Genomic DNA, 15,369 nt, shown 5'->3' on the forward strand with positions numbered 1-15,369 from the left:
TTATTTACCACTATTTTATTGACTTAATTTTTGAATTATTCTGATATTTCAAAGTCTATTTCCTGGGTTTGAAAGTGCTTTTTATTTGCTAAGTCAGTAACAAGAAATTGAAAAATATATTTTCCTGGGGGCAAATCTTTCTTTAGTAAAATTTTGCCTTCAATTGGCAAGTCTTGGAAATTTTCTTGAGCTTTTGTTTCTAAAGAAAAATCATTTGAGAGAACTTTTTTACTATCTTTATAAACAGTTGTTTGTATTTTGAGGTTGGGAGTTTTAGTTTTTGAATCAATAGGTGGGTTATAAATATGACAGTTATATTGCAAAGTTGTACCTGACTTAAACTTACGCCTTGCTAAAGCTAATAATGCTGGTTGTTGGGTACTAGTGTCAGCTTTTAGATTAATTTCATCTGCTAGAACTACCCCTGATAAAGACATGTCTTTTGAATTTACATCAGGAATAAATACTAGTTGTCCGGCAGTCCCTAAATTATTACTAACAGCATCACGGACAACTACTCTTAGCTGGTAAGTACCAGGTGTTTTTACTATTGTATTAAGAGAAAAAGCAAAGCCATTATCGAGTAAAGACTGGTGTTTTTCAGTAGGAATAGTTATGTTATTTTTATGTGTAATTTGATTAACTAAATTACCATTTTGACTAAAAATATAAATTAATGCTTCAAGGGAAAGTTTTTTTGTTTGTTCTTGATCAATAAAAGACAAATTTGGGCAATCAATGTGAATTGTTGAGCGTAAAATATTGCCTTCGCTCTTGCTATAAATAAAAGTTGGTGTTAGCTGAATATTTATTCTACTGTTATTAAGCGGGGAAATAGCTGCTTTAAGAAGTTCTTCTTCTGGAGTAATTTTCTTTAGCTCTTTATCCTCTACAGCATAAAAACCGCTACGAGTTCTTACAGTTAAACCAGATTTTTTTACTTTAACAGAAAGTTTATGATAAGCATCTTTGTTGCTAAAAGTTTCTTTTTTAGGAGTATAACCAATTAGATAATAACCTTGTTGGTCATTTAAGGCGGTTTTAATTCCAATTTCAGGCTCTACGGTAAAAATACCATTTGTAGCACTTGCTAAAGTTCTAAGTCCTTGTTGGGAGCGTTTTATTGCCTCTGGTTTTTCTTCTATTACAAATTGTGCTGCTTCTTCATTTTGGGTTGTTCGTGTGGTAGAAAGAAGATCTAAATTGTCTCCCGCTGTTACACCTAAAAATTTATTTCCCCTAACATCATTAGTGTAAAAAACTACAGAGGATCTATTAGCTACTTCTATTAAATTATTAAGCTCTTGCCTTGCTTCTGATAAACTGCTTAATTCATTACCAGGAAATTCGGCAGAAAATAAAACTACTGATTTTCTACCAGGCATTTGTTTTAAGGCTTCTATAACAAACTTAATTTCTGAAACAGAAGTTTGAAAAGATACTAATTCGTTAGTGGACTCTGAACTAGCTCCTTCAATCTGTAAATTGGGAACGGATTTAAGATCACTACGGTTTAGATAGGTTATATTTCCTTTTATTTCTTTTGCTGCTCTATAAAGTAATTCTTTGTTACTAGTAAATTGTTGTATCCCTCTAGCACTTGCTCCTATTCTAATAATTGCAACCAGGTCTGTAGGTAGTATTTGATTATCTATAAATTTTTTTAGTGCATCACGTATATTTGCTATAGTATCTGTAGGTATAGCTATTTCATCTACAACGATTGCAATTGTTCGTCCTATTTGATTTTTGCTTTGAAGCTCTTTATTTGGTAGTGGTGTTTCAACATTTGATGTTTGTTTTGAATTATTTTGAGAAGTTTTAGATTGTAAATCTACAAAAGAAAAGTTGGCAATTTCTTGAAGTTCTTTATCTTCATATATTTCAAAATCTTCTGGTTTAAGGTTTTTAACAATATTTCCTTTTTTATCCTGAACTATTACATCAAATTGCACTAATTCTGTGCTAATACGTACAGCCGTTTCTTCTTCTTGAAAGTGTGCAGAAGTTCTTATAGATAAGTAAGTTAAGAGTAATATTAGCAAGGCAAAAATAGAGACTTTTTTTGTAATATTTAAAGATATAAAGTTTTGCATAATGTTTATTTATCCCAGTTTTTAATTAAATTATTAGTAATATGTAAAATCTAGTGCAGAAAAATTAAAAACATATGGTGCAAAAATTAAAAAATAAGAAATTGCACCAACTGCTATTTAATTTTCGTAAGTGAGGTTACTATAAGCATTGTTTTGATAATAATGAGCATTATTGAGAAAATGAAAGAAACAACCTTTCTTGCAATCATTTTCTTAACTCATTAAAGTTTATAGAGTTGTATTCTAAGGAAAAAGCAAGATTGAATGGTTAAGAGAAGGTAAAACTTCTTTAAGATTGTAAAGAATGTAAAGTCTTCTAGGTAGTTGATTTCTACTATAACAACTTAAACAACAGAATAGGGAGAGTTATTTTAACTAATTAAGGTTTTTTGCTAAATTTCATTAAATAAATTTAACAAAATATTAATAATTTTATAGTTATGAGTATCTTAAAAAATAAGTCTTTATTATTAGTCTTTACAGTTATATTACTTATTTTATTACCTTTACTCGGCGTTTTACAATATCGCTGGCTTAATCAAATAAGCCTGTCTGAACGTGAGCGAATGAGAGTAAATTTACGCACAACAGCAATTGCATTTAGTCGAGAATTTAATAGACGCATTAACAATTTAAATTTTTGTTTTTCAGATTCTTTAGATTATCAGGAAATTTGTAAAAGTTATATAAATTGCTATGAAAACCTAAATAAAAAGGGAAGCCCTAAAAAACTTGTTCGAGATATTTTTTTTATTAATTTTGACAAAAATAATCACATCCGTAACATAACCAAAGCTAACTTATTAGAAAAACGTATTGAGGAGATTAAACAACCTCCTGAACTTGTTAATTTATGCCATAAACTTGAAGATAAAAAATACCTAAGTAATATTACAGCATATAATTTTAAAGGAACAGATGAAGAAATTCCTGCACTAATTAATCCTATTGTGTTGAGTGGCAGCAACTATGAAAGGCTGCTTGGTGTTGCAGTTGTAACTCTTAATTTGCATTACCTTAAATATGAGTTTATCCCTAATCTAGCCAAATACTACTTTGGAGATGGTGAAAATTTAGACTATAACTTAACATTTGTTAACAAAAGTCGGCCAACAGAAATAATCTATCAATCTTTACAACAAACCCAAAACACAAATAAAACTTCTCCTACAGGGGATGTTACGGTTAAGGTTTTGGCTATGTTTTTTGAGGATTTACCTAAAGAAAAGCCTATTAATAATCAAGGATCTGAAGGCTTTCAACCTAGAAATACTGATCGAGAATATATAACTAGTGGTAAATGGCTTTTAATAATAAATCATCCAGAAGGCTCATTAGAGCAAGCAGTAACCAACATAAAACAACGTAATTTAGCTGTTGGCACCAGTATTTTATTATTACTTTTTGGTAGTCTAATAATGTTTTGTATTTCAACTCACCGCGCACAAACATTAGCTAAACAAAAGGTAGAATTTGTTACAGCTATGTCTCATGAATTACGTACACCTTTGGCTGTTATTCGTTCTGCAAGTGAAAATTTATCTGACGGTATAATTACTAATTCTCAAGATATTAAAGAATATGGGGAAATGATTAATCATGAAGTTAATCGGTTAACAGATATGGTTGAGCAAGCAATAGAATTTGCTCGAATACAAAAAGGTTGGAAACCTGCCAAACTACATCCAATTGAAGTAGAGGATTTAATTAATAGTGTTATTAAAAATTTAGACCAATATATAAAAGAAAATAAAATTCAGCTAGAAACCAACATACAACCTTCACTTCCAATTATAAAAGGTGATTGGGCTTCCTTACATCGTTGTATTCAAAATTTAATTAGTAATGCAGTAAAATATAGCAACCAAAATCGTCATATAAGTTTGATAGTAGCGTTTTCACCAAAGGAAAATTTTTTGCAAATAATTGTTAAGGATAATGGTTTAGGGATTAATAAATCTGATTTATCACATATTTTTGAACCTTTTTATCGTAGCCAACAAGTTGTTTCAGAGCAAATTCCTGGTAGTGGCTTAGGCTTAAGTCTAGTAAAAAATGTTGTTGAAGCTCATAAAGGACGAGTAACAGTAGAAAGTACCCTAGGAAAAGGAAGTAGTTTTACTTTACATTTGCCTGTTCAAGTTGTTAGCAACTTAGAGGAAAAAGTATCTTAAAGTTATGAAAAAGAAGATTTTACTAATAGAAGATGAAGCTGGGCTAGTTCGCACTTTGACAGATAGATTAGTTAAAGAAGGTTATGAGGTTGAGTTAGCACGTAGTGGGGATGTAGGACTTAAGAAAGCAATAGAAAAGTCTTTTAATCTAATTATTTTAGATATTATGTTGCCACAAAAAAAATGGCCTGGATGTCTGTAGGGATCTTCGCCAGCGTAATATTCTTACGCCTATAATAATGTTAACTGCTAAAGGTGAAATTACAGATAGAGTTGTAGGATTAAAGTTAGGTGCTGATGATTATTTAACTAAACCGTTTGATATGTTGGAGTTACTAGCAAGAGTAGAAGCTTTAATTCGTCGTAGCAATATTTTAATAAGCAGTTCTGTAGATACATATGAGTTTGGATTAATACAAGTGGATATGCGTAAGTCAAAAGTTGAGCGTCAAAATAAAATAGTTGAACTATCAGCAAAAGAATTTGCCTTATTACGCTATTTTATTGAACATAGGGAGCTTATTATCTCTCGAAATGAATTACTAGACGCTGTTTGGAGTTATGATGCAATGGTTTCTACTCGAACAGTTGATGTTCATGTTTCATCACTACGGCAAAAACTAGAAGTTAACCCACATCATCCACAACATATAGTAACTGTTTATGGCTTAGGCTATAAATTTACTGGATAGACTCTAAAAATTTATGCAGATTTTACTTTTCTTCAAACCAATACTACAAAGTTTCTATTAGCCTTAAATCAATCAAACCTTGCATATTTTCTAGCGTTTGCTTAATACTGAACTTTTCTTTTATAAAATCTTGTCCAAAACGGATGATTATTCTGATGACTTTAAGTGATATTTATCTTTCAGGTACTATTATTAATAATCGGTATGAGGTAGTTAAACGAATTGGTAGAGGTGCAACAAGTAGGGTTTATTTAATTCGTGACTTAAAAATGGATAATGCTTTTTTAGCATTAAAACAAATGAATGGTGAGTTTCTCAACTATGAACAGTATATAAAAGCAATGGAGGACTTTAATCGGGAAGCAGACATATTATCTAAACTAGAACATAGATCAATTCCTACACTTTATGACTACTTTTTATTTAATGGCGACTTTATTTTAGTAATGAAATATATTGAAGGTAAAACCCTAGAGCAAAAACTAAATCAATCTCAAATGAGATGGTTAGAAGAAGAAGAAGTAACGATTTGGGCTATTCAACTATGTGATACACTTAATTATCTTCATTCGTTAAATCCTCCTATAATATATCGAGACTTAAAACCACCTAATATTATATTAAATGAAACACTTCAGCAAGTTTTCTTAATAGATTTTGGAATAGCACGATTTGTTAAGTCATCTGCTAACTTTGTTACAGCAATTGGAACTTTAGGATATGCACCTCCAGAACTTTATCAAGGTAAAGTAGAAACTACTTCAGATATATACTCTCTTGGCGCAACAATGTATCATCTACTTACAGGGATGATTCCAGAAATCCCTGAAGAAAAAAATAATTTTTCACTAGGAATATTGCCTAGAAAGTTAAACAATAATATTTCTATTGAAATGGAGCGAATACTAGTAAAAGCACTTGCAAAAGCGGCTGAAAATAGATTTGCTTCAGCGCAAATAATGAAAATGGAGCTAGAAAATCATTTAAATAACCTAATTGAGCAAAGGCTTTCTACAGAATGTTTTGATACTACTTTGAAATATCCGCCTAGTGAGTGGAAAGCAAAAGTTCAACATCAACCTACACTAAGTGCAAGACTTAAAATTTATTGCAAGAAAAAGAAAATAAATGAATTATGTTTTATTGCATCTAATTACTCAATTGGAAGAAAAGATGCAACAAAAAAATAATTCCTGACCTAGATCTTTCTGACATAGATGGGTCAGGTAAAATTTCTCGGCAACATGCACGAATATTAAAATTAACCAATAATTACTATTTTGAAGACACTGGTAGCACTTATGGGAGTTCGCTAAATGGGGAAAACCTTAATCCTTATGAGAGAAGGTTATTGCGCTGCGGAGATCGTATTAGTTTAGGTGAAACTACTCTTGAATTTATTATTGAAAAAGGTACTGATTATATTGGTGGTTAAATTTGTAGCTTGGCGTTATAGGAATAGAAGAAATAAAAATTAAGAAACAAATTTTAGCTTATGAAAATACTTAGATTTTTGTTTGTTTTACTTATCTGCTTAAACTTATTAAAGGTGCCAGTCCTTTGCCAAGAACCAAAAATAATTGGTAAAAATGTAATTGAGTCTGATAAACAAGCAGTAAATTACTTAAATGAAAAAGGCTTTGTTGCAAAGCCTCCTTTTAGTAAACAAGTTTATCTTCCCTATTTAACTCATAGCCTGCCAGCTTATGTAACAGCAGACTCGCTTTTACAAACCTACTATATTATTTATCGAGAAGCAAATCTAAGACTAGTAACTATTACTAATGCTAAATTTTTGATGCTGATGCAATTGTTGCAAGAAAAGACTTTAGCAGGGCTTTCTATTAACCCTAATGCAAAAACTAAATTAGCCATAGAAAAAACAGTAGAAAAACTACAACTATTAAGTGCCATTTTAGAGAATCAGGAAAAGCTGCCTAACTTGGTAAAAGATGAGCTTGAATTAATTAATTGTGCTGATTCTATAGGGTTATCACCGCTATTAGGTATAGAAATAGATTATAAAGTTTTTCAAGTACCAAATAATATTGATAGCAATCAAGCAAAGTTGTTTCAATTACTTACTTGGTTAGAGAATTGGCAAGTTATCTTAAGTGATGATCTGGCTGCTGAACAAACTTTGCTACTAGCACTAGAATTTGATAGCGATGAGCGATTGTCAAGACTTTGGCAGGAAATAGATCTATCACTTAATTATTTAATAGGGAGTAGAAAAGGTGTAACTCTATTTGAACTTATTCCAACCGTTGATTATATTTTTGGAGATGACTCAATTGCTGTAAATGAACTATCTACGCTACATATAAAAACTTTCCAACGCTTAAGTGAGCGTATAAATTTTACTAAAGAGCCTATTAAATTATTTGGCGAAAGAGTTTCTTTAGCCCAAGAATTAAAAGATGTTTTTGGAGCAGAAATTTTACTAAAGCTAGATTTTTCTAGTCTTTATCATACTGAAAATCTTGAAGATGAAAAACTAAAAGTATTAAAACAGATTCTTTCTTGGCAAGAAAAAAATCCTAATTCCCATTATACCCATTTAGTTAATTGTTTTCGTAGCTTGCTAACAACAAATAAGGATGGACGGTTACCTAAATTTGTTAATTCTCCTGCCTGGCAAGACCGTTTATCAACTACAGTTTCTGTCAGTTGGTTTAGTTACCAACAACCTCTTATAGAACCAATAAAAAGCACTGCTACTAGCCATAGCTCTAATCTTTATCGCCAGGACTTTCATGGCTATGTGGAGCCAAATAAAGCCTTTTTTGCTGCTATCTTACATATGGCTAATAGTTTGCAAGGTGTGCTTTTAAAAAACCGAATTTTTATTTCAGAAGTTGATAAATTTATTAATGTAAATAAACTACTTCTTAGAATTGTAGAAAAACAATTATCGGCTATTTCGCTTTCTGAAGATGAAATAGATTTACTAGAAAATTATGGAGAAACTTTAGCAGAACTTAGTTTTGTCTTAGGTAATTATGGGTCAAAAGAATTTGATCAAATTTTTAACTTAAAAATAAAAAATGAAACTTCAAATTATCAAATTATAGCTGGACAAGTTCTAAACCTTTATGTAGTAATTACTTACCAAGATAAACAATACCTATGCCAAGGAGCAATAACTAATTATTGTACGTCTGATAACCAACAGAATATTATTAAACCTTTGATAGTAATTACAGAAAATATAATCATGCCTTATCAACAAAGCTATATTTCTACAACTACAACAGAATAAATAAGTTTAATAAAATATGACCTAACAGATAAAGTAAGTTTCGGTGAATAGCTGGTTAATTAATAGTGATATTCATTGGTGACTAGATTAATATTTAGCAACTTAAGTGATTTAGAAGATATGCTCTTATATTAAGGAGTAGTTTTATGCAGGTAGAATATCGAGATAACATAGCAATAGCAAGAATGCAGCTAGGCAAAGCAAATGCAATGGGAGCAAGTTTTTTAACAGGGCTAACCCAGATTTTAGATCAATTGCAGGAAAAACCCGCTGGATGTGTGATTTTAACGGGCTATGACCGATTTTTTTCAGCCGGTCTTAATTTGCTAGAACTTTGGGAATATGACCGAGTAGAATTAACACAATTTCTAAATAAATTTTCTAGCACTTTTATTCGGCTAGTTAAATTGCCTCAAGTCGTAATAGCTGCAATCAATGGCAATGCTATTGCTGGAGGAGCTATTTTAGCTCAAACAGCAGATTATCGAATTATGGCACGTTCTGAAATAAAAATTGGTGTTAATGAAATACAGCTTGGTATACCTTTTCCTCGTCAGGTTTTAGAAATAGTTAAAGATCGTCTACCTGTAACTTCACATTTTGATGCAATTTATCGAGGATTGCTTTACTCACCAGATGAAGCCTTAAAAGTAGGTTTTATTGATGAAGTTTGCGAAAGTGACGAGCTAGAAAAACGAGCTTTTACTTTAGCTCAAGAAATTGCTAGTAAACAATGGGATGCTATGACTTGTATTAAGCAAGAATTACTAGCTAGCCGAGTAGAAAAACTTGAAATGCTTGGTAGGCTTGGAGATAGCGATTTTATTAATATTTGGTTTTCTAAAGATACTCGCGCTCGAATGGGAATGCTGGTTGAATCACTAAAGGCTAAAAAGAAGTAACTAAAAAGTAAAAACCGTGTAAGAGCATGTCTTACACGGTTTTGTTTTTTAGAAAGAGATAAATTTTAAGTTTACTCTGAACCACCTTTTTTATCTTTTCTTTGAATAACTAAAGGTTCTTTGGTTTTTTCTCCGTCACGAGAACGAGGAGAATCATTTCTAGGAGAATCATTTCTAGGAGGTGGATTATATTCCCGTGGTTGGCTTCTCGGGCCTTCATTTCTACTGCCACCATAATCTCTGGAGCCACCGCTATCTCTACCGCCGCCATATCCACCATCTCTACCACCGCCACCGCCGCCTCTTCCACCTTGATCACCACTGCCGCCTCTATCTTTTTGATCATCTACTACTACGCTAGAGGTATTAAATGTAGAATTATGAATTATTAGCGCGGCAGCATTTGATGTTAAACTAGTGACTAAGAATAATAAAAATGTGATTTTAGCAATTAACTTCATAACAAATTACCAGCTTTATTTAATTTATTGGGATGAATTGTTTTTTTTCTTATCAAATTGCGTGCCAAAGTAATAGAAATTTTAACATCAAATTAAAATTAATACTATCAATTAGTTGGCGTTATTTCTATAGGATGGATAAGTTTTTTTTATCCCAATTTTGTTTGTTGTTACCCGATTACGTGTAGTGCGTTACAAAAATTGTATATAAATCTTAAATAAGTGCAATCTCTTATTGCTATTGCTTCTAATAAAATTCTAGGTAAAATAACTAGCGTATTTTGAAATTTATATAAATTTTTCAAATTTAGTTTATAGTAAAAAGCATTATGGAAAATCAAACAGTTACAATATCTGTTGTCCTACCAGGAAGACTGCAACAACTCTTAACTACAAGTTTAGCTGCTTTTAACCAATCAGATCTTCAACTTTTAGCCCGTCCAATGGGTGTAAGCATAGAAAATTGCCAACTTGCTAGTAAAGTTGGACACAGTTTATTAAGCGGTAAAACCGAACCCTTAACAATTTCTGAGCTAAAAGCTTTGATTATGTTACTCACTTTTGCAGAACGTGAATTAGCAACAGAATTTCATATAACTATGCAAGAATTACAAAAAAAAATGGCTGAAATTGTTATTTCACGAAGTAGTAAAGAAATTGATCATCTTGCTGAAGAACTACCAAAAGAAGCCGAACGCGCTAAACGTGCTTTGCGATCAGTAGTAAAAAATCGTGGTCAACTTCTAGATGAATGCCAAAGCTTTATTAAAAAATTAACTAACCAATTAGAATTAGCTAAATTATAAGGAGTAAGGAATATGTTATTTTGGCGAGTATTATTACTAGTCTTAATTTTAGGGGTTTCCGCTAAAGAATTAATGGCACAAATTCCAAATATTGGCCCTATAGAGCCTATCAAACGTGCTGGAATGGGCTTTAGTTTTACCGAAGGCCCTGCATCAGATATTGATGGGAATGTTTATTTTACTGATGTTGCTACTAGTCGGATCCATAAACTTGACTTACAAGGACGTGTCACCACTTTTTTAGAAAATTCCCAAGGTTGTAATGGTTTAATTTTTGATAGCAATAATAAATTACTGGCATGTCAGGGAAATACAGGCCGTATTATTTCTATAGATATTAATAGTAAAAACATTTCAGTTTTAGCAGATAGTTTTCAAAATAAACGTTTTGATCGTCCTAATGATATTGTTATAGATGGACAAGGTGGAATTTATTTTTCTGACCCTGTTTTTTCTGGGCCAATGGTTCAAGATAAAATGGGGGTTTATTATTTAAGCACAAGTGGACAAGTGACAAGAATAATTGACAATCTTTCTCGACCAAATGGGGTAATTTTATCACCTGATGAAAAAACGCTTTATGTCCTTTCAGGTCAGCCAACAATGATGGTTTATCCTGTTACTTCACCTGGACAAATAGGACAGGGCAGAACAATTACTTTACAATCAAGCAGTAATGGCGATGGAATGACAGTAGATTCCCTAGGCAATATTTATGTTACTCGTCCCGGCATTAGCGCAATAGAAGTAATTTCACCTGATGGAAGATCTTTAGGGTTAATTCAATTTCCTGAAGCACCGTCTAATTGTACTTTTGGAGGTGCAGACCTAAAAACTCTTTATGTAACAGCTAGAACTTCAATTTATACTGCAAAAATGGCTGTTACAGGTCATAGATTTGCTACAAATACTTTTAATTTAGGTGTTAACCCTACAAGCCAAACTGTTGTAGCTGGAATGTCTGCTAGCTTTGATATTAGCGTTCAAGCTTTGGGAATGTTTTCAGACTTAGTTAATTTAAGTGTTACTTCACCAAATAATCAAATTACCGCTATACTTTCTCAAAATAGTTTAATGCCTGGCACAAGTGCAATGTTAACAATAAATACTGATGCAACAACTCCACTTGATACTTATAATTTAACTTTGAGTGTCACATCAGGAAGCATTACTAAAAGCCAACAGATTAGTTTACTAGTAACAAGCACTAGTCCTAGCCCAGATTTTTCCTTAAGCTTTAACCCTGCTACAGTAACAATTGCACGTGGAAAAAAGGCTGATCTTATGCTTAACATCCAAAGAATTGCCGGATTTGCTGATAGTGTAACGGTTACTGCTCCATCGGCAGATATACAAAAATCATTAAAAATAAAAATTACACCTTCTACACAATCAAGTAGTAGTACAAGTGTTAGTTTTAGTCTTAAAACAAAGAAAAAGGCTGTTACAGGGATGCAGCAAATAATATTTACAGGAACAGATAGTTCTGGTCGGGTACGTACAACCACTCTTAACTTAATGATAACTCAGTAGTTAACTATAAAATGCAAAGTTAAAGTTTATTGTTTTTTAGGATTTTGTAAATGATAAACTAGCCTTTGATTTAAGTGTTGAAAATAATCTGCTGGCACGTTTACTAGGGCTTTTTGTAGTTGTGCTGTTACTCCAGTGCGTGCTTCAGCAGATTCAACTGTTTCTGCTGCTTTTTTCAGGTCTTCTTCATTTGGCTTTCCTGTAATTTTAGAAAGATTTTTCCAAAGTATATCAGCAAGCTCTTTTATTGTTTGTTTGGACTGCTTAAAAGTTGCTTGAATAGCTTTTTCTATTGGATTTGTGCCTATCTCACTACAAGTTGCTTGAATAGCTTCCCGAATTTGTGATGGGGAATAACTGCCCAAAGGTTGACAAAAATCTTGCTTAAATGAATATTCTAGTAAATATCCATAATGATATGTGCGGCTAATAATATCTATAGATCGTTTTATTTCTAAGAAAAAAAAGACTTTACGAAATATAAACTTAAATGGATAAATTAGTATTGTAGTTAAACAACCTGATAAACAACCAGATTTTTCCTCATCAACCAATTCTTTAATTGCTTCATCAGAGAGATTTTTTTTCTGCTCACTAGCAAGACTACGCACTAAACGACGCTGAAAATAAGTTTTTGCCAGATCATCAGCAAAAGGAATAGGAATTAATGGAGTAAGACCTATTAATATTGCACTAGTAGAAATAGTTAGATTATGTTCTATTTGTTCTGCCATTATTGATTAAAATTAAGTAGATTTATTTAATTCTGGGAAAGTTTCAAATATTGCTGTTATTAACATATCTGATAAAACTTGGTAAGAGGCTTTTCCTTCCTCTATAGAAGCTTCTGAAGGGATACCAAAATAGGCTTGCTCTCCGCCAGCTTGCTTAAAAGTAGTTATACCGGCTCGTATAGCTTCAGAAAGACTAATATTATTTGGAGGTAAGTTTTGGCGTATTTCTTCTTTAACAAGTTCTGGAGATACTGCCATTACTAAAGAACTTTCATAAGAGCCGGCATGACAGGCACCAGAACGAAATTCATTTGTAAGTTTACTAGCCCAACGACGGCGACATTTATCAGGAAAACAAATATTTACACCTATTTCTTGGCTAATTTCCTGACAAGCTATTTCAATAGATTTAATATGGGCTGGCTCAAGATGGCTGTTGGCTACAGCGATATAGAAAAATCCTTGTTTAATTACTGAGCGAAAAATGTCTTTTAATACTGCTTTGGCTGTTTCTATGGAAATAGAAATCGATCCAGCAAAATCAGCACTAAAATCTGTTACGCTATAGGAAATAGTGGGGAGAACTAAAGCTTTATACCCTAGGTTTTCAAGTTTTTCTGCTGTACAAATAGCCATTTGACTAGAAATAATGCTGTCTGTTGCTAGTGGCAAGTGTGGCCCGTGTGCTTCAGTTGAGCCTACAGGCAAAAGCAAAATAGCTTGTTCTTCGATATACTGGCTGATTTCCACCCAAGTTTTGTTACTAAAAAGGTATTTGGACATAAGATTACTTAGGCGATTTTATATCTTTTGATTGATTAAGATAATTTTCAAAAATATTAATAAAAATATTAAGTTTTTCTTCTGTTTGGGCGTGAGTTTGAACAAGTTCTAAAAATTCATTATTAACTTTTTCCTGACATTTAGCTAAAAAAACTACATTGTTATCAGTTTTTTCTTGAACTCCAACTAATCTTTCTAAAAGATTAGTAAGTTTTTCTAGCGAATTAGCATTAGCAACAGCTATATCTTTTAGTGCTATGACGTTATCGGCTAATTGTTCTATTCGAGTAAATAACACAGCTTGTTGTTCAACAATAAATTCTAAGGCTTTCTTTAATTCGTCTGTCTTTAATGTATCACTCATAGTTTTTACTTATGTATTAAAGAAATTGATAAAAAATGTAGCTCATTTTATCACAAGTTTACATAAACTATAAACTTGCCCATTCAAAATATTTCTTAGTACTATTGGCTAAGTTTCTACATTTATTTTATTTAATTGCCCAAATTCTATAGGTTGTTGTATGCTTTATAAAAATTTTTTATCCTAAATATAATCCCTAAAACTTTTTTAAAAATAAAAATGGGCTTTAGTTGGAGGTAATTATGTCTGACATAAAGATCAAGACTGTTAATGTCCAAGAACGGTGCGAAGTTTGTCACCAATCAGATATGTTTGATGTAGAAACACAGTTTTGTGGCCGTTGTCAACATATTGCTTTAATTAGTGCTAGCAGAGAAGAAAAAGTAAATGCTGCTCCTTTACCAGAATTTCTAGTTCGTCGCCTAAGTTCTAATACTCCTATTCGTTGTCGCAATTGTAACCAATTTATTATGAGCCGGGATGCTTCTTGTCGTCATTGCGGGACTTATGTCAGATTTGAAGAATCAGCCGAAGCCGTTCAAGCAGAAAGATTTTTGGCAGATAGTTTTGAACAACTTAATAGCTGTAAAAGTGCTGCTGGAGTTAGTTGGGATTTCTTAAAATTTCATTTTTGGTTTTTCCCTCTATTAATACTTACTCCTATTACTGCTATAGCAAGTTTTGTTTTATTTTTAAGAACACTTTGGTTTAGTAGTAGATGTGGTATAAGAATTTATAAGTTTTTGTCTATAAATGATAAGCGCATTAATGAAAGTTTTCGAGACTTAAAATTAGCAGTTGTTAAGAGTGGAGGAGCTTTTTTAATTACTGCTACTTTAGGTATAGTAGTTGCGTATAGTGGTTTAATGGCTTTACCAATGTTTTGGGATAATTATGCTAAAGGACAAAGAGAGTTTACTGTACGTAATTTTGAAGATGCAGAAAAACTTTTTGCTAAAGCTTTAGAAAATAATCCAGATAATTTAGATGCTCATATTTATTATGCTCGTTCAATTTGGAATCAGTATATAAATGATTCTAATGCAGATAAAGAGCGTAATAAAATTTTCTTAGATCGTTCTGTAGGGGAGTTTCGACTAATTTTACAAAAAACCAAAGATCTAAATAGAAAAAATGAAGTGTATCTTGAATTAGCAAATATTTATAAAACTACAGGAGATCGGGAAGAATATGAGCAATGGCTTTTAGCTAGAGCGCGTATGCTAGAGCAAACTCCTAGAAATCAATCAGATAGTTATATGAAATTAGCTCTTGCTTATGCTAATGACGTAACGGATTTGATGCAAATATATATAGTTAAAGAACGTGTAGGACGTACTTATCATCCAGTAAAAAGCTGGAAAACAGAAGATATAGAAAAATTACAAAATTCAGCTAAAAAAGCATTAAATTATTTGGGGGAAGGTTTAGCTATAGACCCGCAAAATGAGCAAATAAATAGTTTACAATTTAATTTATATCGTGAATTTGAAAAAATTCGGTTGAAAATTATAGAAAATGGAGAGGGGAAAGATAAAACTTATCAATTTAGTTTTTAACTA

13 protein-coding genes and 1 pseudogene are annotated in these 15,369 nt (G+C 31.9%); 9 read left to right on the top strand and 5 right to left on the bottom strand.

The window, feature by feature from the left end; translation table 11 throughout:
- Positions 1-35 precede the first annotated feature (35 nt).
- On the bottom strand, positions 36-2,096 hold the full coding sequence (locus IPK14_22615) for a VWA domain-containing protein (protein MBK7996063.1): 2,061 nt from the start codon (positions 2,094-2,096) through the stop codon (positions 36-38).
- Between the two features lie 440 nt (positions 2,097-2,536).
- On the opposite strand from IPK14_22615, the gene IPK14_22620 reads away from it, so the two are divergent.
- The 6 genes and pseudogenes from IPK14_22620 (at position 2,537) to IPK14_22645 (ending at position 9,126) form a co-directional block, all read left to right on the top strand.
- On the top strand, positions 2,537-4,270 hold the full coding sequence (locus IPK14_22620; GenBank protein MBK7996064.1) for a HAMP domain-containing histidine kinase: 1,734 nt from the start codon (positions 2,537-2,539) through the stop codon (positions 4,268-4,270).
- 4 nt (positions 4,271-4,274) lie between these two features.
- A pseudogene (locus tag IPK14_22625) lies at positions 4,275-4,962 on the top strand (response regulator transcription factor).
- A gap of 155 nt (positions 4,963-5,117) precedes the next feature.
- On the top strand, positions 5,118-6,152 hold the full coding sequence (locus tag IPK14_22630) for a serine/threonine protein kinase (protein MBK7996065.1): 1,035 nt from the start codon (positions 5,118-5,120) through the stop codon (positions 6,150-6,152).
- A complete protein-coding gene (locus tag IPK14_22635; protein MBK7996066.1) occupies positions 6,149-6,397 on the top strand; it encodes an FHA domain-containing protein in 249 nt (82 codons plus the stop codon). The genes IPK14_22630 and IPK14_22635 overlap by 4 nt, the downstream gene beginning before the upstream one ends.
- 60 nt (positions 6,398-6,457) lie before the next feature.
- A complete protein-coding gene (locus IPK14_22640; GenBank protein MBK7996067.1) occupies positions 6,458-8,224 on the top strand; it encodes a DUF3160 domain-containing protein in 1,767 nt (588 codons plus the stop codon).
- 146 nt (positions 8,225-8,370) lie between these two features.
- On the top strand, positions 8,371-9,126 hold the full coding sequence (locus IPK14_22645; protein MBK7996068.1) for an enoyl-CoA hydratase/isomerase family protein: 756 nt from the start codon (positions 8,371-8,373) through the stop codon (positions 9,124-9,126).
- A gap of 71 nt (positions 9,127-9,197) precedes the next feature.
- Here IPK14_22645 and IPK14_22650 read toward each other — a convergent pair whose 3' ends face one another.
- Entirely contained in the window at positions 9,198-9,587 is a 390-nt protein-coding gene (locus tag IPK14_22650) for a hypothetical protein (GenBank protein MBK7996069.1), read from the bottom strand.
- Between the two features lie 329 nt (positions 9,588-9,916).
- On the opposite strand from IPK14_22650, the gene IPK14_22655 reads away from it, so the two are divergent.
- Together IPK14_22655 and IPK14_22660 are read left to right on the top strand one after the other, a co-directional pair.
- Positions 9,917-10,393, top strand: a complete 477-nt coding sequence (locus IPK14_22655) for a hypothetical protein (protein MBK7996070.1) — start codon at positions 9,917-9,919, stop codon at positions 10,391-10,393.
- A gap of 12 nt (positions 10,394-10,405) precedes the next feature.
- Positions 10,406-11,926, top strand: coding sequence for an SMP-30/gluconolactonase/LRE family protein (locus IPK14_22660; GenBank protein MBK7996071.1), 1,521 nt, complete (start codon positions 10,406-10,408; stop codon positions 11,924-11,926).
- Between the two features lie 26 nt (positions 11,927-11,952).
- On the opposite strand, the gene IPK14_22665 is transcribed toward IPK14_22660, so the two are convergent.
- Genes IPK14_22665 through IPK14_22675 form a run of 3 tightly spaced genes read right to left on the bottom strand, consistent with a single transcriptional unit; the run spans position 11,953 to position 13,807 of the window.
- The gene (locus tag IPK14_22665; protein MBK7996072.1) at positions 11,953-12,660 is read right to left on the bottom strand and encodes a hypothetical protein; all 708 of its coding nucleotides are present in this window, start codon (positions 12,658-12,660) and stop codon (positions 11,953-11,955) included.
- Positions 12,661-12,672: 12 nt separating this feature from the next.
- Positions 12,673-13,443 (bottom strand): creatininase family protein, encoded by a 771-nt coding sequence (locus IPK14_22670; protein ID MBK7996073.1) that lies wholly within the window; start codon positions 13,441-13,443, stop codon positions 12,673-12,675.
- A 4-nt stretch (positions 13,444-13,447) separates the two neighbouring features.
- Positions 13,448-13,807, bottom strand: coding sequence for a hypothetical protein (locus IPK14_22675; protein ID MBK7996074.1), 360 nt, complete (start codon positions 13,805-13,807; stop codon positions 13,448-13,450).
- 242 nt (positions 13,808-14,049) lie between these two features.
- Here IPK14_22675 and IPK14_22680 point away from each other — a divergent pair, with 242 nt between their 5' ends.
- The gene (locus IPK14_22680) at positions 14,050-15,366 is read left to right on the top strand and encodes a tetratricopeptide repeat protein (protein MBK7996075.1); all 1,317 of its coding nucleotides are present in this window, start codon (positions 14,050-14,052) and stop codon (positions 15,364-15,366) included.
- Positions 15,367-15,369 lie beyond the last annotated feature (3 nt).

This window comes from Blastocatellia bacterium (assembly GCA_016713405.1).
GTDB lineage: Bacteria > Acidobacteriota > Blastocatellia > Chloracidobacteriales > JADJPF01 > JADJPF01.